20 protein-coding genes are annotated in these 23,224 nt (G+C 58.9%); 14 read left to right on the top strand and 6 right to left on the bottom strand.

What is annotated here, in order from left to right:
* Nucleotides 1–90 precede the first annotated feature (90 nt).
* From JHC09_RS03190 to JHC09_RS03165, 6 genes are all read left to right on the top strand, one after another.
* Complete coding sequence (locus JHC09_RS03190; RefSeq protein ID WP_199530795.1) at nt 91–744, top strand: SatD family protein; 654 nt, start codon at nt 91–93, stop codon at nt 742–744.
* Nucleotides 744–1,181 carry a hypothetical protein gene (locus JHC09_RS03185; protein WP_199530794.1) on the top strand — a complete coding sequence of 146 codons (438 nt, stop codon included), beginning with the start codon at nt 744–746 and terminating at the stop codon, nt 1,179–1,181. Before JHC09_RS03190 ends, JHC09_RS03185 begins: the two co-directional genes overlap by 1 nt.
* Nucleotides 1,182–1,213: 32 nt before the next feature.
* Nucleotides 1,214–1,456 (top strand): hypothetical protein, encoded by a 243-nt coding sequence (locus JHC09_RS03180; protein ID WP_199530793.1) that lies wholly within the window; start codon nt 1,214–1,216, stop codon nt 1,454–1,456.
* Nucleotides 1,449–1,787: a hypothetical protein gene (locus tag JHC09_RS03175; protein ID WP_182394143.1), complete on the top strand. Its 339-nt coding sequence runs from the start codon at nt 1,449–1,451 to the stop codon at nt 1,785–1,787. Before JHC09_RS03180 ends, JHC09_RS03175 begins: the two co-directional genes overlap by 8 nt.
* A 179-nt stretch (nt 1,788–1,966) precedes the next feature.
* The gene (carB, locus tag JHC09_RS03170) at nt 1,967–5,278 is read left to right on the top strand and encodes a carbamoyl-phosphate synthase large subunit (RefSeq protein WP_199530792.1); all 3,312 of its coding nucleotides are present in this window, start codon (nt 1,967–1,969) and stop codon (nt 5,276–5,278) included.
* A gap of 318 nt (nt 5,279–5,596) precedes the next feature.
* A complete protein-coding gene (locus JHC09_RS03165; protein WP_199530791.1) occupies nt 5,597–6,532 on the top strand; it encodes a hypothetical protein in 936 nt (311 codons plus the stop codon).
* Here JHC09_RS03165 and JHC09_RS03160 read toward each other — a convergent pair.
* The 4 genes from JHC09_RS03160 to JHC09_RS03145 form a co-directional block, all read right to left on the bottom strand.
* Nucleotides 6,529–7,809, bottom strand: coding sequence for an oligosaccharide flippase family protein (locus JHC09_RS03160; protein ID WP_199530790.1), 1,281 nt, complete (start codon nt 7,807–7,809; stop codon nt 6,529–6,531). The genes JHC09_RS03165 and JHC09_RS03160 overlap by 4 nt on opposite strands.
* On the bottom strand, nt 7,802–8,863 hold the full coding sequence (locus JHC09_RS03155; protein ID WP_199530789.1) for a GNAT family N-acetyltransferase: 1,062 nt from the start codon (nt 8,861–8,863) through the stop codon (nt 7,802–7,804). The genes JHC09_RS03160 and JHC09_RS03155 overlap by 8 nt, the downstream gene beginning before the upstream one ends.
* Before the next feature lie 195 nt (nt 8,864–9,058).
* Nucleotides 9,059–10,078 carry a low-specificity L-threonine aldolase gene (ltaE, locus tag JHC09_RS03150; protein WP_199530788.1) on the bottom strand — a complete coding sequence of 340 codons (1,020 nt, stop codon included), beginning with the start codon at nt 10,076–10,078 and terminating at the stop codon, nt 9,059–9,061.
* Nucleotides 10,079–10,128: 50 nt separating this feature from the next.
* Nucleotides 10,129–11,106 (bottom strand): methyltransferase, encoded by a 978-nt coding sequence (locus JHC09_RS03145; protein WP_210338095.1) that lies wholly within the window; start codon nt 11,104–11,106, stop codon nt 10,129–10,131.
* 456 nt (nt 11,107–11,562) lie between these two features.
* On the opposite strand from JHC09_RS03145, the gene JHC09_RS03140 reads away from it, so the two are divergent.
* The 5 genes from JHC09_RS03140 to JHC09_RS03120 all read left to right on the top strand — a co-directional run bounded on the left by JHC09_RS03140 (nt 11,563) and on the right by JHC09_RS03120 (nt 15,641).
* Entirely contained in the window at nt 11,563–11,772 is a 210-nt protein-coding gene (locus JHC09_RS03140; RefSeq protein ID WP_169196483.1) for a cold-shock protein, read from the top strand.
* 322 nt (nt 11,773–12,094) lie between these two features.
* Nucleotides 12,095–12,568 carry a transcription elongation factor GreA gene (greA, locus tag JHC09_RS03135; protein ID WP_169196484.1) on the top strand — a complete coding sequence of 158 codons (474 nt, stop codon included), beginning with the start codon at nt 12,095–12,097 and terminating at the stop codon, nt 12,566–12,568.
* Between the two features lie 155 nt (nt 12,569–12,723).
* Nucleotides 12,724–13,674 carry a thioredoxin-disulfide reductase gene (gene trxB / locus JHC09_RS03130; RefSeq protein WP_169196485.1) on the top strand — a complete coding sequence of 317 codons (951 nt, stop codon included), beginning with the start codon at nt 12,724–12,726 and terminating at the stop codon, nt 13,672–13,674.
* A 116-nt stretch (nt 13,675–13,790) separates the two neighbouring features.
* Nucleotides 13,791–14,684, top strand: coding sequence for a LysR family transcriptional regulator (locus JHC09_RS03125; RefSeq protein WP_169196486.1), 894 nt, complete (start codon nt 13,791–13,793; stop codon nt 14,682–14,684).
* Nucleotides 14,685–14,924: 240 nt separating this feature from the next.
* A complete protein-coding gene (locus tag JHC09_RS03120; protein WP_199530786.1) occupies nt 14,925–15,641 on the top strand; it encodes an HAD family hydrolase in 717 nt (238 codons plus the stop codon).
* A gap of 1,242 nt (nt 15,642–16,883) precedes the next feature.
* Here the strand turns inward: JHC09_RS03120 and JHC09_RS03115 are convergent.
* A complete protein-coding gene (locus JHC09_RS03115) occupies nt 16,884–18,509 on the bottom strand; it encodes an MFS transporter (protein WP_199530785.1) in 1,626 nt (541 codons plus the stop codon).
* A 267-nt stretch (nt 18,510–18,776) separates the two neighbouring features.
* Here JHC09_RS03115 and JHC09_RS03110 point away from each other — a divergent pair, with 267 nt between their 5' ends.
* Entirely contained in the window at nt 18,777–19,889 is a 1,113-nt protein-coding gene (locus tag JHC09_RS03110) for a hypothetical protein (protein ID WP_199530784.1), read from the top strand.
* A gap of 4 nt (nt 19,890–19,893) precedes the next feature.
* Here JHC09_RS03110 and JHC09_RS03105 read toward each other — a convergent pair whose 3' ends face one another.
* Entirely contained in the window at nt 19,894–21,096 is a 1,203-nt protein-coding gene (locus tag JHC09_RS03105; RefSeq protein ID WP_199530783.1) for a pyridoxal phosphate-dependent aminotransferase, read from the bottom strand.
* Nucleotides 21,097–21,355: 259 nt separating this feature from the next.
* Between JHC09_RS03105 and JHC09_RS03100 the strand changes: the two genes are divergently transcribed.
* Entirely contained in the window at nt 21,356–21,649 is a 294-nt protein-coding gene (locus tag JHC09_RS03100; RefSeq protein WP_199530782.1) for a hypothetical protein, read from the top strand.
* 300 nt (nt 21,650–21,949) lie between these two features.
* The gene (locus JHC09_RS03095; RefSeq protein ID WP_199530781.1) at nt 21,950–23,176 is read left to right on the top strand and encodes an aminotransferase class V-fold PLP-dependent enzyme; all 1,227 of its coding nucleotides are present in this window, start codon (nt 21,950–21,952) and stop codon (nt 23,174–23,176) included.
* Nucleotides 23,177–23,224 lie beyond the last annotated feature (48 nt).

Raw genomic sequence — 23,224 nt, 5'->3', positions numbered from 1 at the left:
AACCTGAATTGGTTCAAGTTAGAATTCTGAACTCATTTCAGTTCATTTTTTTATCTTGAACCTTTTTCAGTTCACCGGCATGGTCAGCGGATGGATATTGCACGCGCGCCAACCACCGCCGTTTTGATGGGCGACATCGTCAACAGCCGAGACCGGCACACGCCGGCCCGGCTGCACGCCTTGTTCAATGATGCCGTCACCGCCGCCAATCAAAACAATGGCGCCGACATTCTCTCCCCGCTCACAATCACCTTGGGGGATGAATTTCAGGGCATCACGACCTCCTTGACCACGGCGGCCACCATCGCGCGCCAATTGCGTCTGGACCTGCTCCAATCTGGGATCGATTGCCGCTTCGTCATCGGCCAACTGCGGCTGCAAACCCCCATCAACACGAGCATGGCGTGGAACATGATGGGCGAAGGCTTGGCACGCGCCCGCTCCAAGCTGAACGACAAGCAAACTGGCCTCTTCTACCGCGTCGCCCTGTTTGATGATCCCACCCATGAGATCCTATTCGACGCCCTATGCCTGAGCCTGTCCACTATCGAAGCAGACTGGACCGATATTCAGGCCCAAACCGTCGCGCAAACTCTCGCGGGCAGCAGCGTTGAGGATATCGCCACACGTCGCGCGGTTACGTCACGCAACGTTTACAAGACCCTCAAAAGCGCTAAGCTCGACGTCTACACGACCCTATGGACCGCGCTACTGACCGGGTTCACCAAGATCGAGGAGCCATAATGGACACCACAAGGATTGTCATTTCGCTGGTTTCCCTCGGCACATTCCTTGTCATCCTCACCTTCTTCGGCAATCTCTTCTGCAAATGGGTGCTTGCCGTCACCCAAGTTACGCCCCTCCCGCAGGGCGCTAGCGAAACTGGCGAGACCCAGCACAAGCGCAACACCGCAGGGCGGTGGATCGGCGCGGTTGAACGCCTGATCATCGCTTTTGGCATAGCCCTTTCAAGCACCGAGATCATTGCGGCCGTTGTCGCAATCAAGGCGATCTCGCGCTTTCAGCAAATGGACAATAAGGACTTCGCGGAATACGTCCTCTTGGGCAGCCTCTGCAGCGTTCTCTGGGCCATCGTCTGGACAGCCATCGTTCTGTCCATCGACGCAGCATGGGGCGCAAATCTGGTCGACCTCTGGCTCCACCAGATTACAGCGCCATAACGCCGCCGCATTGCGCCCCCAGCCTACCGCCTATGCGCCTACCGCTTACGCTCCTCGCCACGCTTCTGGTTCTGCCCATGCTCCCCGCATCAGCGCAGAGCCAAACCGAATCCATTGAAGCGCAGCTCTGCCGGAATCAGCTCGACCTCCTCCTCTCGCGTGAAAAGCTGACCCAAGATGAGGAGGCGGTGTTCAATGCCCAGTGCGATTGTCTTGAAGAGCAAGCAAAATCCAGTGATCCAGAACCCCAATCCTGCGCGCAGGCGCATGACTAGCCCTAGTGGCACCATCCTCCTGTCAGTCTTGATCTTTTTGCCCTTTACCCTCGTCCCCGGCGCGACATTTGCGCAGTCCGACTGGGGGAGGCAGAAATGCGAACTATACGAAAACGCTTGGGCCCGCGCCCTCTCCAGCACCCCCAACACCGACATCAATGACAGTTTCCGCGCGGCTAACGAGACCTTCATAGCCTCGGGCTGCACTGAGAAAATTGCCGCCTGCCCCCGCTCAAGCGATGAACGGGAACTGGCCAATATGCTCACCATCGCCATGCTCAATGAAGGCGCCGCCAGCACCTTCCTTCCCTTTGCCTGCGACGATGAATAAGTGCCGCTCCCTCTTCCCTTCTGCGCCCTCTTAAGTTAAACCGCCCACCTAACCACCATGTTCGGCCTTTATGCCCCGTGCCGCAGTGCTCAACTGCTGCGCGGGTTTCGCGCGGACGGGTGTGTCCGGGCGATTCTCCTCGCCCGCGTCCTGATAGAAACGACAGCAGAGCGAGTCCCATGCCGAAGCGTACCGACATTAAATCGATCCTCATCATCGGCGCGGGGCCAATCATCATCGGACAGGCGTGCGAGTTTGATTACTCCGGCACTCAGGCCTGTAAAGCGCTCAAGGAAGAGGGTTACCGGATTATTCTGGTCAACTCGAACCCAGCGACGATCATGACGGACCCAGATCTCGCCGACGCAACCTATGTTGAGCCGATCACCCCAGAAGTGGTCGCCAAAATCATCGAGAAAGAGCGCCCCGACGCGCTCCTGCCCACCATGGGCGGTCAGACAGCTCTGAACTGCGCACTCTCGCTGCGGAAGATGGGCGTTCTCGACAAGTACAATGTCGAAATGATTGGCGCGACTGCTGACGCCATCGACAAGGCAGAAGACCGCGAGCGTTTCCGCGATGCAATGAAGAAGATCGGGCTTGAAACCCCGCGCTCCATGCTCGCGCACAACACCATCGAAGCCCTGCAGGCTCTCGAAGTGATCGGCCTTCCAGCCATCATTCGTCCGTCCTTCACCATGGGCGGCACCGGCGGCGGCATTGCTTACAACCGCGAAGAATACCTTGCGATCTGCGAAAGCGGCATCGACGCTTCGCCGACCAACGAAGTTCTGGTTGAGGAAAGCGTCCTCGGCTGGAAGGAATACGAAATGGAAGTTGTCCGCGATAAGAAGGACAACTGCATCATCGTTTGCTCGATCGAAAACCTCGATCCGATGGGCGTGCACACCGGCGACTCCATCACCGTTGCGCCAGCGCTCACCCTCACCGACAAAGAATACCAGATCATGCGCGACGCCTCGCTGGCGGTCCTGCGCGAGATTGGTGTTGAAACCGGTGGTTCGAACGTACAGTTCGGCGTAAACCCAGCTGATGGCCGCATGGTCGTCATCGAAATGAACCCACGCGTATCGCGTTCGTCTGCTCTGGCATCGAAGGCCACTGGCTTCCCGATTGCCAAGGTCGCAGCGCGCCTCGCCGTTGGCTACAGCCTCGACGAATTGGACAACGACATCACCGGCGGCATGACCCCGGCGTCGTTCGAACCAACCATCGACTACGTCGTCACCAAGATCCCACGCTTTGCCTTTGAAAAGTTCCCGGGTTCCGATCCACGCCTGACCACCGCGATGAAGTCGGTTGGTGAAGCCATGGCTATCGGCCGCACCTTCCAGGAATCCCTGCAAAAGGCTCTCCGTTCGCTCGAAACCGGTCTCACCGGTCTCAACGAAATCGGCATCCCAGGCATGGGCGAAGGCGAAGACAAGAACGCGATTAAGCAGGCGCTTGGCACCCCGACCCCAGATCGTCTCCTGCACGTGGCTGAAGCCATGCGCTTTGGCATGTCCAACGAAGACATCCACGAAGCGTGCAAGATCGATCCTTGGTTCCTCGAACAGATGCGCGGCATCGTCGATATGGAAAACAAGGTCCGTGAACTCGGCCTGCCATCGGACGCTGCAAACCTGCGCACCCTTAAGGGAATGGGCTTCTCGGACGCGCGCCTTGCCGAACTGGCAGGCACCAAGGCTGCCGACGTGCGCAAGCTCCGTCACGACCTTGCTGTTCGCCCGGCCTACAAGCGCATCGACACCTCGGCTGCCGAATTCGCCTCGCCAACCGCTTACATGTACTCGACCTACGAAACCCCGTTCAACGGCAAGGTCGAAGACGAAGCGCGCCCATCGGATCGCAAGAAGGTCGTCATCCTCGGCGGTGGTCCAAACCGTATCGGTCAGGGCATCGAGTTCGACTATTGCTGCTGCCATGCTGCCTTTGCGCTGGCTGACGCTGGCTATGAAACCATCATGGTCAACTGCAACCCAGAAACGGTTTCGACCGACTATGACACTTCGGACCGCCTCTACTTTGAGCCGCTGACCGAAGAAGACATCATCGAAATCCTGCTCACCGAAAAGCAGAACGGTACGCTGCACGGCGTTATCGTTCAGTTCGGTGGCCAGACCCCGCTGAACCTTGCAGAAGCCGTGAAGAAGGCCGGCGTTCCAATCTTGGGCACCCAGCCAGACGCGATCGACCTTGCTGAAGACCGCGATCTCTTCTCCAAGCTCCTCAACAAGCTTGAGCTGACCCAGCCAAAGAACGGCATTGCCTATAGCCTTGAGCAGTCCCGCCTCGTTGCGGAACGCCTTGGCTACCCACTGGTGATCCGCCCGTCCTACGTTCTCGGCGGCCGCGCTATGGCCATCGTCAACTCCTCGGCTGAGTTCGAACGCTACATTCAGGATACGCTCTCGGGCCTCGTCCCGCCTGATATCCTGCGCCGTTACCCGAACGACAAGACCGGCCAGATCAACTCCGTTCTCTCTGACAACCCACTGCTGTTCGACGCATACCTTCAGGGCGCGACCGAAATCGACGTGGATTGCCTCTGCGATGGCGAAGACGTCTTCGTCGCTGGCATCATGGAGCACATCGAGGAAGCCGGCATTCACTCCGGTGACAGTGCTTGCTCGCTGCCATCCCGCACGCTCTCGGAAGAGACCATTGCTGAACTCAAGCGCCAGACCCGCGCGCTCGCTCTTGAGCTCAAGGTCGGCGGCCTGATGAACGTTCAGTACGCCTACAAGGACGGCACGATCTACCTGATCGAAGTGAACCCACGCGCTTCGCGTACTGTTCCTTTCGTGGCCAAGGTCATCGGCGATCCAATCGTCAAGATCGCAGCCCGCATCATGGCTGGCGAAAAGCTTGCGTCCTTCGGCCTGCAAGAAAAGGTCCTCAAGCACGTCGCCGTTAAGGAAGCCGTGTTCCCGTTCAACCGCTTCGCTGGCGTTGACACGGTGCTTGGGCCTGAAATGAAGTCGACCGGTGAAGTCATCGGCCTCGACACCAACTTCGCTATGGCTTTTGCCAAGTCGCAGCTCGGTGCTGGCCAGAAGGTCCCAACCTCGGGCAAGGCGTTCATTTCGGTTCGCGATAGCGACAAGCAGTACATCGTTGATCTGGCCCGCCAGCTCGTCGAAAACGGCTTCGAAATCCTCGCCACCGGCGGCACGCAGTCCTACCTGGCTGACAACAATGTTCCAGCCACCAAGGTCAACAAGGTCTTGGAAGGTCGCCCACACATCGTCGATGCGATGAAGAACGGTTCGGTTCATCTGGTGATCAACACCACCGATGGCGCCAAGGCAATCAGCGACGGCCGCGACATCCGCCGCACCGCGCTTCTGGCCAAGATCCCGTACTACACCACCATCGACGGCGCGATGGCCGCAGTTGAAGGCATCATCGCCTACTCCAAGGGCAACCTCACCGTCCGCCCACTGCAGGACTATTTCACCGCCTAATCCGCGCGAAACCCCAATCCGAAAAGGCCCGCCCCGCGCGGGCCTTTTTTATGCTCGCAAAGACCACCGATACGCTCCACAACACCGAACCAGCCTCCCTCCCCCTTGAGGGGAGGGATTGAGGGTGGGGGGACAGAGCCACCGCCCTTCCCCACGCCCACCACATCCCCGATGCAATCCCTCCCCCTACCAGGGGGAGGCCAGGTGGGGGTCCCCATCCACATCCCCCACAGCAACCCTCCCCCTCGTCTCCGCATTCATCTACGATACATCTTGGCTCCGCCATAAAGAGCGAAACCAAGCACACGAGGATTGCCCATGTTGCGTCGTACTGCCGTTACACTCAGCCTTCTTCTCGCCACCACGTCTCTTGCCGTCGCCCAATCGGACATCGACGAAGCCATCGCCCAGTTTACCGGGGCCAATGGCTTCTCGCTCGTCGACACCGAAACGCTTGAAGCAACTCTCGCCAGCTATTGGCTCGATACCAATGCCGCCACCCCAGGCGGCACCGTCGGCCCTATCGAGAAAGCCCTGCTCATTGCCGATGACGCTATCGAGAGCACGCGCACCCGCACCGAGCTTTCTTATGGCGAAATGATCGACAGCGCAGAGGACGGATCTTCCGCCCCTGTGAGCTTTATCGAAGTCCGCCACTTCAACTTGGGCCCAACCATCCGCGCTGAACTGGCAGCGGACCTCGGGGAAGAAAACGTCGCCGACGCAGCCGAGTTCGGCACTGGCGAACACCGCGCTTGGCGCTTCGTCTTCACCCCGACCATGAACAATCAGGCGATCCTTCTCCAAGCCTCGACCAAGGAAATCTCGGCCAAAGAGGCGTCAAAGCAGGATTGCCAGGGCACCCCCTGCCTCGAAAGCTATCGTGACTTCCAAGACATGGCGGATTGGACCGAAGTAGAGGGCGAGCAGCCCGATTGGCCCCTGCTCTATGCGGACGTCGCCGATGATGTGGCGATCCCTGCCTATGCCGCCGCGCGCCTCGCCACTCTGGGCTATTGGGCCAATGCCGAAAGCGGCGAGTATCAGTGGACCTATGGCGAGCACCCTGAAGGCGTGGAACGTTACGAAATGTACCGCTTCCTCTCCATGGACCGTAATCTCGGCAATGAAATCGGGCTGGACGCCGTCTGGCACGAAACCAAGCTCAACGACGATGCCGTCACCGATCTCTGGTATCGCTTCGCCGATGTCGCCGGCTTCCACACGGTCTTTACCGCCAGCGCAGGTCGCTAGAAGCGCTGAAACACCACCAATCCGGTCGCGCGCCATAGGCCAATCGCCAGCGCGAGCGACCGGACTGCCATCGCAATTGCAGCCCCTGCCGCGGCGCCGAGCAGCCCCAATTGTGGGGTGAGCGCCGCGATAAGCACCACGCTGGCCGTGACGCTGACAAGGTTGACGACGATCCCCGTCCTCTGTTTGCCCAAGACGATCAGCGCCTCTTGGGCTTGACCACTGAGCGATTTGGCGACCATGCCTGCCCCAAGCACCGCCACTATCGGCCACCCCGATTCATAGACCTCACCGAACGCGCGCAGCAGCAGTGGCGCGGCGATAATCGTCACAACGACGGCCGCCGTCGTAAGCCCCACGGTCAGCAGCGTCCCGCGTGAAATACTGCGCTGCAACTGCTCGTTCGATGCACCGGCGAAATCGAGCGCATAGCGCCGCCCTGCAACCAGCGTCATCGCATAGGCGATAAATCCCCCCAGCGCCAAACACCGTGCCGCCGCAAAATACACCGCCACCTCTTCCGGCCCCGCCAACAGCGCCAGCATCAGCACGTCGGCATAGCCGGTCAAATCCTCAAGCCCCGACAGCACCAACAGCGGCAACGAGGCCGTCAGCCAAACCCGCTTTTGTCGTGCGCTCACCGCGCCCGTCACGCCGAGCCTGCGCACCCGCTGTCCCACCACCAGCGCCAGCGCACCACTAATCACCGCCATAGCCGTGATGAACACGCCGCCCACCACCGGCAGGGTCAATTCAACGCCGCCCCCGTGCAGCAGCAAAACCGCGCCAATAACCAGCAATGGCCGAACCACATAGACAGGCACCGCTGCTAATCGGAACCAGCCAAAGCTGCGCGCGACGCCTTCAATGAAATACTCAAGCGCAATAAAGGGCAGCCCCAGCGCCACCAACATTATGACGAGCCCAGCGCCCCCTTGCGGCCCTAGGCCCATGCCGAGGGCAACGCCCGCTGCCCCGAGCGCCACGCTGATCCCGCCCACAAGGCGCAAGCCAAACCGCCAATAGCCGAACAGCTTCACCCGCTTATCGCGCAGCTGATACCGCGGCAAAAATCGCACACTGGATTCGGCGAAGCCCAGCGCCGCAAAGCTCCCGAGCGCGAGGATCCAACTCCACAGCGTCACGAACCCACCGTAGTAATCGGCGGGCATCAGCCGCGCCAAAACCACCTGCATGGCGAACACAAGGCCCGCCCCGGCAACGCGAATGGCTATGGCAATTGCCGCATCGGCAAAACTGCTTTGACCGTCAGACATACAGCAGCAGACACACGCTACCTTGTAGGAAGTTCGTCCATTTCTGCATCAGTACGGGCAGCCGTTCATAGTGCCGCTTCACAAACGGCCGAACGGTCGGCAACCAGTAACCGGTATAGACCCGGCCCTTCCACGATAGCGGCTTGGCCCGCGTCGCCACGGCATGCGCGCTATTGGTCCAGCTGTTTTTATAATCGGCCGGATTGACCAAGAGATCATAGGCGCGCGCGCCCTGCTCGATCAGCCAGCCCACCGTCATTTCCATCTGCACCTTCCCCGGAGACAGCTCGCGCAAGCTCCAGTCAAAGCTGCCGATATAGGCGTAGTAATGCCGGTAATGCAGAAAACCGAGTTCAAGCGCCACGACCCTGTCGCCTACGCGCAGCACGGAAATACAGGCGCCAGAGCGCTGATCACTATCCCCAGGCAGTCGCTTGAGGAACGCGGCATAGCCCTGGGCCGAAAACCCCACACTTCGCCGCCCTGTCTGCGCCAGCCATTCGCGCTTCCAGTTCACCGCCTGCTCAACGAGCCCATCAAAGCCCGCATCGCCAGGAAAGACCATCTCGAAAGACAAGTCGCCCAAACGCGCCAGATGATTGCGCCGCCGATTGCGGTTCCGCTTCTGCAGCTTTCCCAAGCGCTCGAAATAAGCATCAGCGCTCACATAGGGCGTCAGATCGAGGACCGAGCTCTGATTAGGTTCTTCGCGGACCCGAGCAATGGTGGCGATCATACGATCAAGCGCCGACCCTTCGATGACACAACGCTGTACCCAAACGTCAGTCCTCGAAGCGCGCACGGCTAGTCGCAGCGCCTCAACGACATCAGGGTAACTCGTCGCGCCCGCCACGGCCAGAGCACCACAATACTGAGCGTGTGCCTCGCCAAGCGTCACGAGCCGCGCGATCCCGCCCTTACGGGTCACCACCAGCGGCACGATGGCCAGCAAGACTTCGTCGCGCCACAGCGTAATCACATAGGGCTCGGTCGCTTCAGTGGAGAATTCCGCAACCCACGATCGACACCAGTCAAACGATTGGAAATAGCTCATCGGGTCGGAGCATCGCTGCTCCAACGCCCGCCATTGCTGTTCATTCGCATCAATATCGTGGAGCGACGCAAGAATTCGCGTTGTCACCCCGGATGTTACCGCCCGCAAAATGTGATCTCCCATCGTCACATTCGAACACAATGAAACGACCGACGGAATATGGAAACAGTAAAGTATTCTTACGGTAAATACTTATTAGTCTTTGAAAAACGTATCGACCGCTGCAATAGCAATTTCAATGTCATCGTCGCCGAGATCAATATGGGTGACCCAGCGATGGGTCCCATAGCCGCCGCCGAATGCAATACCCATGCTTTCCAGATGTTCTGTCAGCGCTCCAGAGACTTCACGCTCTGCCTTTGCCCAGACAATGTTGGTGTCCGGCGTGGTCACACTCAATTGCGGATGCCGCGCCAGACCCTCGGCCAAACGTTTGGCGCGCTTATGATCGTCGGCAAGTCGCGCAACATTGTGGTCCAGCGCATAGAGCGCCGCGGCCGCTAAAATCCCCGACTGGCGCAATCCGCCACCCACCATTTTGCGATAGCGCCGCGCTTTGCCAATCAGCTCCCCGCGCCCAACAAGCACCGAGCCCACGGGCGCACCCAAGCCCTTAGAGAGGCAGATCGAAACCGTATCAAACCGTTTCCCCAGCGTCGCAATATCGATGCCCAATGCCAGCGCCGCGTTGAACCCGCGTGCCCCATCCAGATGCAGCCCCAGCCCATGGCGCTCCGCCACATCGGCAACGGCATCCATATAGCCCATCGGCAGCGCCCGCCCACCAAAGGTGTTTTCGAGCGCGATCAGCCGCGTCCGCGCATAATGACTGTCGTCAGGCTTAATGGCGTTTTCAATGTCATCGATGGCCATCGTTCCATCGGCCTGATGCGCAATAGGCTGCGGCTGGATCGATCCCAGAACCGCCGCGCCACCGGCCTCATGCGCATAGCAATGCGCGTCCTGCCCCGCGATATATTCGTCGCCACGCTCACAATGGGCTAGGAGAGCCAGAAGGTTAGACATTGTGCCGGAAGGCACAAACATCGCCGCCTCTTTGTCCATCATGCCGGCAATGCGCTGTTCCAGCAGGTTGACCGTCGGATCGTCGCCGTAAACGTCGTCCCCCACCTCCGCCTCTGCCATTGCTGCCCGCATCCCATCGCTGGGACGCGTGACAGTGTCAGAGCGAAAATCGTGGCGGATGGTATTCATGGTCATCTCCAGAGCTATCGCACCTTTATGACCAAGTTCTGCGAGCGCCGCTAGGCAGCGACGTCACCATCCATGCCGACATCATTGGCGGCCGTCATACTATGCTGCGGCTTTTGCGCCACCACCAAGATCCCGATAATCGGAGCGCCGCGATCCATACGTAACTCGGCGGTTTCATAGCGCAAAATGCTGAACCCAGCGGCCACCAGCGCCATGCGCGTCGCCTCAATGCCATGGGCATAGCGCAGGCTTGGGCGCAAAAACACCGCTTCAGGGCCGTCATGCGCTTCCAGCGAAAAGGCGACGAGCCCCCCCGGCTGCAAAGCGGGCATCATCGCGCTCAGAACTGGCTCTATCGCGCCGCAATAAATCAACACGTCTGCTGCCGTCAGCAGGTCCGTGTCGCGGTCGCACCGATTGAGTGCTTCAACCAGCTCGGCCTTATCCAGTTTATCGTAAATGCCCTTGCGGGCCGTCTCTGCAATCATCGCGGCGGAAATATCAACGCCCTCAAGATGATCAACCTTGCCGCGCAAGCGCTGGCCCATCAAACCTGTGCCACAGCCCAGATCGATCGCGCGGCCAAACCGCTCAATGCCAAGGCGTGTCATCTCTTGATTGACAATGTCGTCGAGCAGTTCAGGCACTTTATAGCCCAGTTTACCGACCAGCGATTGCTCGAACTTGGCAGCATATTGGTCAAACAGGGCCTCAACATAGCCCACTGCCGTCCCCTGACCCGCAGCACCGGCATTATGCGCAGCCAGTTTTAATCGGGCCCCGAAAACACCGTGGTCATCGAGAGCTTCAAGCCGCCGCCAAGCGCCTATAGCCGCGGAAATATTGCCAGCTTTTTCGTGGTAGTTGCCGAGCAGGTCCCAACCGGCAGCCCATTCGGGGGCCAATTCCAGAGCCTGCTCCATCAGCTCTGAGGCTGCAGCGGGGTCACCACTTTGGTCCAGCTGCCGCGCATAGTCGGCACGCCGATCGGCGAATACATCGCCGGAAGAATAAATCGCCTTGCTCAAGACGGTACGCTTTCGAGAGGACACGGCCATGCTGACCGCGACTGCGAATTAGCCGGAAAAACCGTACACGCGCAAGGAGAATACAGGGAACGATTGAGGCACCGACCCGCGTGAAAATTTCGCCCCAGATTCCGCCGAAATCGGCACGAATTTTCACGATAATGCACGCGAAGGGCAATTGCCTTTTCAGAAATTGCTTCCGGCAAACAACTGACCTCTCACGAGAACTGTCGTTATTTATCGAAAGCACCCCCATCAACACACGAGATATTGATGCAATCGTTTTTTCAGGTTAGGTTCCGCCCATCGAATACTGCGGCCGACTGACCTAAAGACGCGAATTGCCATTCGCCATTGCTGTCATCATCTTCCGATAGTTCGATATCAACTAGGGGGCCTGATCAGGTGCATGATCAGAACCTCATTTAGCAGAGACGTCACGAGGGATAGCGCATTATGGCAACGGGCACCGTTAAGTGGTTCAACGGCCAAAAAGGTTATGGTTTCATCCAGCCAGACGAGGGTGGCGCAGATGTGTTCGTTCACATTTCTGCTGTCCAGCGTTCGGGCCTGAACGGCTTGGATGAAGGCCAAAAGGTGAACTACGAAATCGTCAAGGACAAGCGCACGGGTAAGTCCGCCGCTGACAATTTGACGACGTCGTAATCACGAACCTGGCTTATTGGATTGGGGCGTGCCCTAGGCGCGCCCTTTTCTCTTGCCCACGCTCTTTGCTACTTTTCAAGTGTCCTTGGGTGTGCGCTGCGCGGTTTGGCCTAGTTTCAACGGCTTGACCGCGAGCGAACCTCCGGGCAAGGTCAAATCTTCCCCAGATCCTTATTCGCGACGCATGAGCCGACCGACCGGCTGGGGTAAACTATTTGGGGCCACGCTGGCTTCAAATCAGATCAACGACTAAGCAGCGCGGCCGGCAAATGTTGGCGGCGCGCTCATTACTATTTTGCCGAGCCGATTGGAGGCAGCAGGAATGGACAAGATCCCAATGACGGTGCAGGGCCAAAAGGCCCTTGCCGCAGAATTTGAGCACCGCACAAGCAATGAGCGCCGTCGGATCATCGACGCCATCGCGGAAGCGCGCGCTCACGGCGATCTGTCTGAAAATGCAGAATATTCCGCTGCCAAAGAACAACAGGCACTGAACGAGGGCCGGATCAAGGAACTCGAGACCATTCTCGCCTTGGCCGATGTCATCGACGTCAGCAAGCTTTCCGGCACGACGGTAAAGTTTGGCGCGACTGTCACCTTCATTGATGACGACACCGAAGTCGAAAAGACCTACCAGATCGTTGGCGATCCAGAAGCCGACGCTTCGGGCGGTCGCATCTCGATTTCGTCCCCGATTGCCCGCGCCATGATTGGCAAGGAAGAAGGCGATTCGTTCGAAGTCGCTGCTCCGGGCGGTTCGCGTGGCTACGAAATTCTCAAGATTCGCTATGTGTAATCCGCAAGTCTGCGGATAAATCCACAATAGCTGTGGTTTTCTGTATACTCCCGCGTGGTTTCACTGCGCGGGAGTTTCTTTGCCTTGAAACCACCCCGGTTCGCACCTTAACTAGAGCAAGAGGGAGCATTCCGTCTTTTAGGAGCGACATCGCGATGCACGCAAAAGTCATCATCATTGGCTCGGGTCCAGCTGGCTACAGCGCCGCGATCTATGCTGCACGCGCAATGCTCGAACCGGTCATGATCCAGGGCCTTCAGCCCGGCGGCCAGCTCACCATCACCACCGATGTGGAAAACTATCCCGGCTTTGCTGATGTCATTCAGGGGCCATGGCTCATGGACCAGATGAAGGCGCAGGCCGAACACGTCGGCACACGCATGGTCAACGACATCATCACCGATGTGAATTTCGACGTGCGTCCCTTCGTCCTCACTGGCGATAGCGGCGACGTCTACACCGCCGATTCCATCATCATCGCCACCGGTGCTCAGGCCAAATGGCTTGGCCTGCCGTCCGAGCAGAAGTTCCAGGGCTTTGGTGTCTCCGCTTGCGCCACCTGCGATGGTTTCTTCTATCGCGGCAAGGAAGTGCTCGTTGTCGGCGGCGGCAATACCGCTGTTGAAGAAGCGCTCTTCCTCACCAACTTCGCCGAAAAGGTGATCGTTATTCACCGCCGCGACGAATTCCGCGCCGAACGCATTCTTCAGGATCGCCTGTTCAAGAACCCGAAGATTGAAGTGCGCTGGAACACCGAAATTGTCGAAGTTGCTGGCTCCGAAATGCCACCTTCGGTCAATGCCGTCATGCTGCGCAATCGCGCCACCAACGAAGTTTATGAGCAGAAGATCGACGGCGTTTTCGTCGCCATTGGTCACGCTCCAGCCACCTCCATCTTCTCGGGCAAGCTCGACATGAAGGCTGGTGGCTATCTGCAAGTTAAGCCAGGCACCACGCAAACCAATGTTCCGGGCGTCTTCGCTGCGGGCGACGTCACCGACGACGTCTACCGTCAGGCGATCACTGCTGCTGGCATGGGCTGCATGGCCGCGCTCGATGCCGAGCGCTTCCTGGCAGAACACGAATTGGCCGAAGCGGCGGAATGAGGGTGACTGCCGTGAAACTCTTGCCTCACGCTAGAAGGAGCCGCCTCGGTCGGCTTTTCTGCAGCAGCAAGACAAGCGTTCGCCCCGGCTGATCAACATAGAAGGCGTCACGAGAAATGCTCGACTGGGACAAGCTCCGGATATTCCATACCGCCGCAGAGTCGGGCAGCTTCACGCATGCCGCCGAAAAACTAGGGATGAGCCAGTCGGCCGTGAGCCGTCAGATCTCAGCCCTAGAAGATGACCTGGGCTTTAAGCTCTTCATCCGCCACGCCCGTGGCCTCGTGCTCACCGAAGTCGGCGAGCAGCTCTTCCGCACAGCGCACCGCATGCATTGGGAGCTCCAGCAAGTGGAGACCCAGATGTCGGAAAGCCAAGACGTGCCAACCGGCCCGCTGGTGGTCACCACCACCGTGGGCATTGGCTCCACCTGGCTCTCCTCGCGCCTCGACGAGTTCCTCAAACTCTATCCGCTGATCCAGCTCGAAATCCGCCTCAACGACGCTGAGCTCGATCTGGCCATGCGCGAAGCCGACGTCGCCATCCGTCTGCACCGCCCGAACCAGTCGGAAATGATTCAGCGCAAGCTGTTCACGGTGCACAACCACTTCTATGCCTCGGATGCCTACATCTCCGAATACGGCATGCCCAAGTCGCCCGAAGATTTGGACAATCACCGCATCATCAGCTTCGGCGAACCTGTCCCCTCCTATCTCGGCGACATCAACTATCTCGAACGCATGGGCCGCCCCGACTCCAGCCCGCGCCGCGCCGTGCTCAAGGTCAACGCCATCTATGGCATGATGAACGCAGCCCGCGCTGGCATCGGCATCGCCATGCTCCCCGCCTATGTGGTCGAAAAGGCCGACGGCCTCGTGCAGGTGCTGCCCGAAGTCGAGCTGCCAGCCTATGAGGCCTACTTCGTTTATCCACCCGCTCTGAAAAACTCAAAGCGCGTAGGCGTCTTCCGCGACTTCCTCGTCTCCAAAGCCCGCGAGTGGAGTTTTTAGGCGCCGAACCGGCCGTATTCTTTCTTACCTCGCCCCTACGGGGAGAGGTCGGCACGCAGTGCCGGGTAAGGGGGCCTACCTCCGCTTACGAACGAGGGAGCCTTCCTTCCACGCATCCCGCGCCACCCTGCTCGGCCACGCCCAAAAGCCCCAAAATGCCCCTCGCGCGCCCTTGCTAAGGCCCACAAGTGCCAGCAAGATGCCACATATATGCCCCTAAACGCCCCGCCTAGGTGAACCATGGCTCGCATCACCACCATCGCCCTCGATGCTGACGATACCCTCTGGGAGAACGAGCAGTTTTTCCGCCTCACAGAGGAGCGTTTCACCACGCTATTGCGCGAGCACACCGATAGCGCAGACCTCAACGATCGCCTGATCAGCGCCACCATGCGCAATTTGGCCTTCTATGGTTTTGGCGCCAAAGGCTTCACCCTCTCGATGATCGAGACGGCCCTCGAACTCACCGAACATCGCGTCCCCGGCCCCGTCATCGCCGAAATTTTGGCGGCCGGCCGCGAGCTTCTCACCTACCCGGTCGAGACCCTGCCCTATGTCGATGAAGCGCTCGAAGCGCTTGAAAAGAAATATCGTTTGGTTCTCATCACCAAGGGCGATGTGATCGACCAAGAGCGCAAGCTTGCCGCGTCGGGCCTCGCTGAATATTTTGCGGCTGTGGAAATCGTCCAGGATAAAACCACTGCGGTCTACGAGCGCATTTTCGCTCAGCACACCGAAGGCGCGGGCCACACGGTCATGGTCGGCAACTCAATGAAGTCTGATATCTTGCCCGCGCTTGAGGCCGGAGCCTTCGCCGTCTACGTCCCCCATCGCTTAACATGGGTTTATGAACAGGCCGATGAGCCAAAAAATCATCCGCGTTGGGCAAAAATAGAGCATCTCGGTCAGCTCCTGCCCGTCCTCGACACCTTCGCCACCCAAGCATCACACCCGTAAAAAACCGAACGTTTCCGGGCGATTCCGTACGGGGACTTCTGCGCCAACCGTTGATTGTGAACGTTTTTTGGCGACTACATGCGTATGGCGCATGGCTGACATGCCCATTAACCAGTTCCTCATCTTCGAGGATCACCCTATATACCGCGACATCACAGCGGGTGTTTCTCCTCCCTCCCTTGCGCCCGCTGCGTTCCCTCCTTAGTGAGCCGTCAGGCTTACTACTCCTTAGGCTCCGCTCTCCCCTCGAGCGGGGCCTTTCTTTTGTCTGCAATTCTGTGGACCGATGCATAAATGCATGGCTGACATGTGTTTTCCGGGATTGCCTACTAAACCAGTAGAGTACATAAAGGCCTCGTTGCTGAGGCGCGCTCCGATCTCCTCCTCCCTTCGGACCGTGTATCGCAACACTGAGCTGCGGATCGTAACCTCCTCCCTCGATCCAATGTTCTGGCAGAGCAGCATACTCCTCCTCCCTTGCTCCTCTGCCTTTCACTTTCGATTTGGCCTCAGGCCCAGTCATCGGCCCCATCTTCGGATGGGGCCTTTTTTTCTGCCCACTGCAACCCGGTGAGCCACCCTCCCCACGCACGCAGTTCGACCGCCCTCACCTTGAAGGGGAGGGATTGAGGATGGGGGGACGAAGCGCAGAACCAGCAATCCTCTCACGCCAGCCCGCCGGCCATCTCCACTGAAACACAAGCCCCACCAGCCACTTGCCACGCTGCCGCGCCGCTTCATCCATACAAGCTGCACATTAAATGGACAGTTTGTCGCTGTGCCTAATGCATAGCTGGCATGACGAAGCATGCATTGTTGTGGGGGCCAGAAACGCCTAGGTTGTGTGTGTCGACGGGACGCCGCTCCGTATCCTCCTCCCACGGACCCGCGTTGTCGACACCCGGATTGGAACCGTTTCCTCCTCCCTCGGTTCTGGTCCACATGGTCTGACGCATATCCTCCTCCCATGCGCTCAGACCAACACTTTCGATTTGGCTTCGGCCCTATCATCAGGCTCCAACTTCGGTTGGAGCCTCTTTTTTTGCCCGCACAAGACTGCAGCAAGGTGACGCGTAGATTTTGCATGGCAGCATTACGCAATTGGCGCTTTTCTAGGCACTGCCGCCGATTGATAATGTCCTCAACGCAGCGCTCGTGGTGACGCTGCCCTCCAAGGTCTACGGTCCGCCGTGACCCTTAAGACCCTGCCCCTCCCCTCGGGCAGGGTCTTTTTTTAGGCAATCAAACGTCGGGCAATTCGCGCAGTGGCGTATCATCGTGAAGCGGCACGGTCTGGCGCTCGATCATGCGATGTACCCTCGGCGGTTCTGCCAACTGGTGCAGGGCCCGCAAGGCCAGCGTATTTTCCGCATCAGCCTTTGTCCGGCGCATGTTGTGCCGCAAATAATCATCCCAGGTGGGCACGTGGTAGCTTTCCACCCACAGATCGGGTTCCTGCAAATCGCGCAGCACCGCCCATTGCCGCGCCCCGTCACGAATGCGGATACGGCGACGATCAGCCATCAGTTCCAAAAACTTAGGGATGTCGTTCTGCGCGATACGATAGTCGATCATCACGAGGATCGGCCCAGAGCGTGGCCGCAGATCGAGCCGCAAAGCGGGCTCATTAAACGTGTCGAGCGGGTTGAGGTCGCGCGAGCTAAAAGCCGGTAACGGCAAGCGGAGTCCCACAGCGCCGCAAAACACCAAGACGAGCGCCGCGCACAACAGAGCCAGCTGCGGCCCGCCAATATCTGCAAACAGGCCCCAAACCCAGCTGCCCAAGGCCATGCCGCCAAATGTAGCGGTCTGGTAGAGCGCTAGCGCCCGGCCAACCACCCAACGCGGGGTCGAGAGCTGCACCGACACATTGAACAGCGAAAGCGCGAGCACCCAGCAAGCCCCCGCCGGGATCAACACAGCATGGCTCAGCCACACCTCCCGGCTGAGCCCTAAGCCAACGCAGCACAAAGCGAAAATGGCGCAGGCGATCCGAACGATCACCTCATTGCTGAAGCGCTCGCGCACGCGACCATTGAGGAATGCGCCACCGATAGCGCCGAACCCGAAGCAGCCGAGCAATGTGCCATACACAAAGGCCCCACCACCCACATAGTCATTGGCCACCGATGGCAGCAGCGCCAGAATGACGACAGCCGCTAGGCCAAAGAGAAAGCCGCGGAACAACACTGTCGTCAAATGCGGCGACAACGACACATAGCGGATGCCCGCATACATGGCCGAGCCGAATTTTTCGCGCGGCAACTGGCTTTTGACCCGCACCGGCTTCCACCGCCAAAGCGCAAAGATCAGGGCGATATAAGACACCGCATTGAGCGCAAATGCGGCAGCGGCCCCGGCTGTCGCCACAATCAGCCCACCAACCGCAGGGCCAACGCTGCGCATGAGGTTGAAACCCATGGAATTGAGCGTCACCGCGCCGGGCAGGTCTTCGCGCGGCACCACATCGCCCATCGACGCCTGCCAGCTTGGATTAAACAGCGCCGTGCCGCACCCAATAAGGAAAGTGAAGCCGAGCAGTAGCCAAGGCGTCAACAGGCCAAAAACTGTCAGTATCGCCAGAAGGATAGAGACCACCATCAGACCGACCTGAGCGACCAGCATGACGATACGACGATCGAAATTGTCAGCGAGAGCCCCGGCCGCGAGCGAAAACAGCATGATGGGAAGCGTCGTCGATGCCTGCACCAGCGCCACCATATTGTGGGAGCTCGACAGCGTGGTCATCATCCACCCGGCACCCACTGATTGCACCAATCCTCCCAGATTGGAAAACAGCGTTGCCAGCCACAGCATTCGGAATGTCTCATGCCGAAAGGGGGCCAACATCGATTTACGCTCAGACATTACAGCTCCGAAGTATAGCACGGCGCAAAAGTGACGCGCCGCGCACCGCTACGATAGGCCGAGTTGGTTCACGCCGTCCTACCGTTTCTCACTCTGGACGCAACGAAACTGCAAAGTCTCGAGTTCACACCCAACTGACCAGAATAAGTTCTTGCCCGGCGGTTTTTACCGCCAGCCCGAATTGCTCCCAATGCGCGTCTGATTTCATTCAAAAATATCCGGCACGCCCATTGCATGGCTTATGGCAGAAGCTCGGGAGACACCCACATGGTCACCGTTACAGCGACTACCCCCTACTCGGCCTATCGCGATTACCGCGCCAGTACTGAACAGCCAGCCACCGCCGCGACAGAGCGTCAAGAAGCCGAAAGCACTGTCGATCGGCCTGCCACGACGATTACCTTATCTGCCGAGGCGCAGGCCGCCTTAGCGGAGCGCGACTACGCCACCATCGTCAAAGACGCCGAAAGTAAACTCCTCACTCTCCTCACCGAGGCTCGCCGCTCCTCTCCGCTTCAAAACGGCAGTCTAGCGCTCGACTTATCCTCGCTCGATAATCGAGAATTATACTCCATGGCCAATGACGACACGTTCAACTCTGAGGAGAAGCAAGCGGCAGGTTTGGAGATGGAGCGGCGCTTTCGGGCCGCACTGGCAGGTCCTGCTGCCATTGCCAAGGTAACGGGCAGTTATTTGGCGCTTTATCAAACCGCTGCCAACTATCTATCCGGTCTAGGCACAGAAGAGAAAAGCTCGGCAGATTGGCAGGCGGGACGCGATGCTGTCCTCAAAGGCATTGAGACCCTAAAGCTCACGCCCGGCACCCTCCCCGCGCCGGATACTGCCGATCCGGTGCGCGCCTTTCTCGCCCTCAGCGAAACGCCTGAGACCACCACAACGCCGATTGCCAACCTCGCTTCTAACGCCCGCGCGGCGCTTGATCAGCTCTACGCCCAGGCCGACGCCAATGGCAAATTTCCGAGCTTTAACCGCCAGACTAAAATCGGCCAATACATTGATGTATCAACGTTTTCTAGCCGTACACTATCATCAATGGTCATCAATAAGGATGCGCTTTTTACGTCTGAAGAGGCATTCGCCGCTAAAACTGTGCTGACCGCACGGAGCGGCGCGACGCTCTCCGAGAGCTTTTCGAGTGCCAGCACCTCTGGCGACCCTACCGCCTTCAGCCGCAATATTATTGCCGCCTACTCATCATTGAGCGCCGAGGAGCGGCTGGCAGTTGGCTGGAGCGACAAGCTCTATCAGGCCGCCGTGCAAAGCTATGCCTCAACCACAAAGATTATGAACACTCTAAACCAAACGGCCGGCTCTACCGCTTCCGATAGGCCGACCGTTTTGTCATTCCTAGGCCGCTAGTGGCTTATTTGATGCCAGCGCAGAAGGTCTGAATACGGCTGACCGCATCGGCCAGCTGTTCGTCGCTTGCAGCATAGGACAGGCGGAAATGCCCGGCGAGGCCAAAGGCCGAGCCATGCACTAAAGCCACGCCAGTTTCATCAAGCAGCGCCATGACGAAATCTTCGTCCGTCTTCAACACAGTACCGCCCGCCGATGTCTTACCCAGGAGACGCGCGCAGGATGGGAACACGTAGAACGCGCCTTCTGGCGTCAGGCAATCGAGCCCGGTGTTGGCGTTGAGCCCAGCGACAACCATGTCACGGCGCTTTTGGAAAACCGCGCGCCATTCAGACAAAAATTCCTGCGGACCATTGAGCGCTTCCACGGCCGCCCACTGCGAAATCGACGACGGGTTTGTGGTCGACTGCCCCTGCAGCTTGGTCATCGCCGCCAAAAGCGGTTTTGGGCCAGTGCAATAGCCAATGCGCCAGCCGGTCATAGCGTGCGACTTGGACACGCCATTCATGGTCAGCGTCCGCGCCTGCAGTGCCGGTTCAACCTGTGCGATCGTGGCAAAGGTCTTGCCGTCATAGACCAGCACTTCATAGATATCGTCGGTCAGAATATGCACGTGCGGGTGGCGCAGCAGCACGTCGGCCAAACCGCGCAATTCTTCTGCCGTATAGGCCGCGCCGGTCGGGTTCGATGGCGTATTGAGCAGCAGCCACTTAGTCTTAGGCGAGATCGCCCTTTCCAGAACCTCCGGCGAAAGCTTGAAGCCGGTTGTGGCATCGGCCACGGCAAACACCGGCTCAGCGCCGCACAAACGCACGATTTCCGGGTAGCTCACCCAATAGGGTACTGGCACCACAACTTCGTCGCCGGGGTTGAGTGTCGCCATCAGCGCGTTGAAAATGATCTGCTTGCCGCCCGAGGACACAAAGCAATCGGCTGCCGTAACATCGAGCCCATTATCCCGCTTGAACTTGGCCGCAACGGCTTGTTTCAGCTCAATAATGCCGTCGACATTGGTGTAACGGGTCTGGCCTTCGTCCATGGCGCGCTTTGCAGCATCGCGCACGTTTTCCGGCGTGTTGAAATCTGGCTCACCCGCAGAAAGCGCAATGATGTCGCGGCCTTCCTGCGCCAGAACACGCGCCTTCTGACTGATAGCAACGGTCGCCGACGGCGCAACACGAGAGAGCGCGTCTGACAGAAAACCCATTTGAACCTCCAAGCTTAGCCGCACCCACTTTAGCGCAGCCCCGTGTTCCTGAGAACCACGACCAAGCGCCAATGCGTCAGATTACGCTGCTGCCAAAGCCATTTTTGTCTAGAGCACCCGCTCGCGTTCACGACTTCGTTCTCGCCTTTGCCACAGTTTCGCCCCCAACAAATCGCCACTTGCCCCAATCACCCCCTACTCACACCGCAATCTCATGGTGAATTGAGTACAGTTCAGTAAAGTGTAAGACGTCGATCCCATGCAAAAGTCCGCGTCCCCCAAGTCGAAGAACCGTCGTGTTTTCACGCTTGCCGGCATCTCGTTGCTCTCCTTAGCTGCTATCGCAGCCGTCACAGGCTCGGGTGTCTCACCCGCCAACTTGGCCCAACAGGCAGACACTCAGATCGCTGTGTTCCTCATTCCAGTCGCGCTTCTCATGGCCGTGATGCTTTATGAAGCAGCTCGCTTCGTCATGGCCGGCCCCCTTCCCGCGCGCGTCACGGCCCCCAAGCGTCCAGCGCGACGCACCAATTGGGCCGATAGCGACCGCTAACCCTCTCCCCTGACCTCCCAAGACTTCAAGGCCGGCCCCCCGGCCTTTTTTTTTATTTGAGTGCGATCAAACCAAGCTGCACCTGCGCGATTGCCATTTGCACCAACGCCTGCCCGGCCCCACACTCAACCGTAACGCCCTGCGTCTCCCTCCCCCTTGCGGGGAGGGATTAAGGGTGGGGGTCCGTAAAGAAACACAGTTCTCCCCGCCCCACCACTCAGCGAGACCGCCGAATGGGGGCCTATTGCATTTGTATGGCAGTCAACTACCGTCGTCTCACCTCTCACGAACGACCTAACTATGACCCAACTGCCACTCGATCCTGCCCGCGTCCGCGCGTTGTTCCCCGCCTTCTCCGAGCCTAGCCTGCAAGGTCAAGCCTTCTTTGAAAACGCAGGCGGCTCCTACACCGCCAAACACACGCTTGATCTGCTGGATCGCTACTATCGCCAGACCAAGGTGCAACCCTATGGCACCAGTCCGGCGTCAATCGCCGCGGGCAAGGCCATGGACCACGCCTATGAACGGACCGCGCAAGCGCTCAATGTTTCCGCCGATTGGATCCATTTCGGTCCGTCCACCTCGGCCAACACCTATGTGCTCGGCAATACCTTTGGGCAGTTTCTCAATCCCGGCGATGCCATCATCGTCACCAATCAGGACCACGAAGCCAATACCGGCGCATGGCGTCGCCTTGAGACGCGCGGCATCGAAGTGCGCGAATGGCCCGTCGACGAAACCGGTCGCCTCAACCTCTCCGACCTCGACGCGCTACTCGACGGAAAAGTAAAACTCGTCGCCGCGCCGCACTGCTCCAACATTGTTGCGCACATCAATCCAGTCGCAGAGATCGCCGCGCGCGCCCATGCGGTTGGCGCTTATTGCGCTATTGACGGCGTCAGCTACACCCCGCACGGACTGCCCGATCTCGCCGCCCTGGGCGCAGACATCTATCTGTTCTCAGCTTACAAGGTTTATGGCCCCCACCAAGGCATCATGGCCATTCGCCCGGCTCTGGCGGAAAAGCTTCCCAACCAAGGCCATTTCTTCAACGATATCAAACCGCGCTATCGACTGACCCCAGCCGGTCCCGATCACGCCCAAATCGCCGCCTGCGCGGGCGTTGCCGATTACCTCGAAGAAGTCGGCAATATGGTCTCCGGCACAATTGCTGGCGAAAACGCCTTCCGCCGCGCCCATACGGCCATGCGCAATCAGGAAATCGCGCTGGCAGCGCCACTGCTCGATTACCTGCGCTCGCGCAATGACATTCGCCTACTCGGTCCTGACGATCCGGTCGAGCGCGCGCCAACCATCGCCTTCGCCCACAACACCGCTGCCGTCGCCGTCGCCCAGCGTCTCACCAAACACAGCCTCATGGTCGGCGGCAGCCATTTCTACAGCTACCGCCTCCTCAAAGCCTTGGGCATTGATCCCGATCATGGTGTTGTGCGTCTCTCCTTCGTCCACTACACCACGCCCGACGAAATCCAGCAGGCCATCAAAGCGCTCGACGCCGAGCTCTAGGCCGCTGCCGTATGACCCCTTCTAAAAGGGCCATCACTGGCCCTTTTT

It is taken from the genome of Devosia sp. MC532 (genome assembly GCF_016461625.1).
Taxonomy (GTDB): domain Bacteria; phylum Pseudomonadota; class Alphaproteobacteria; order Rhizobiales; family Devosiaceae; genus Devosia.
This window is presented reverse-complemented; position numbering and strand designations above follow the sequence as displayed.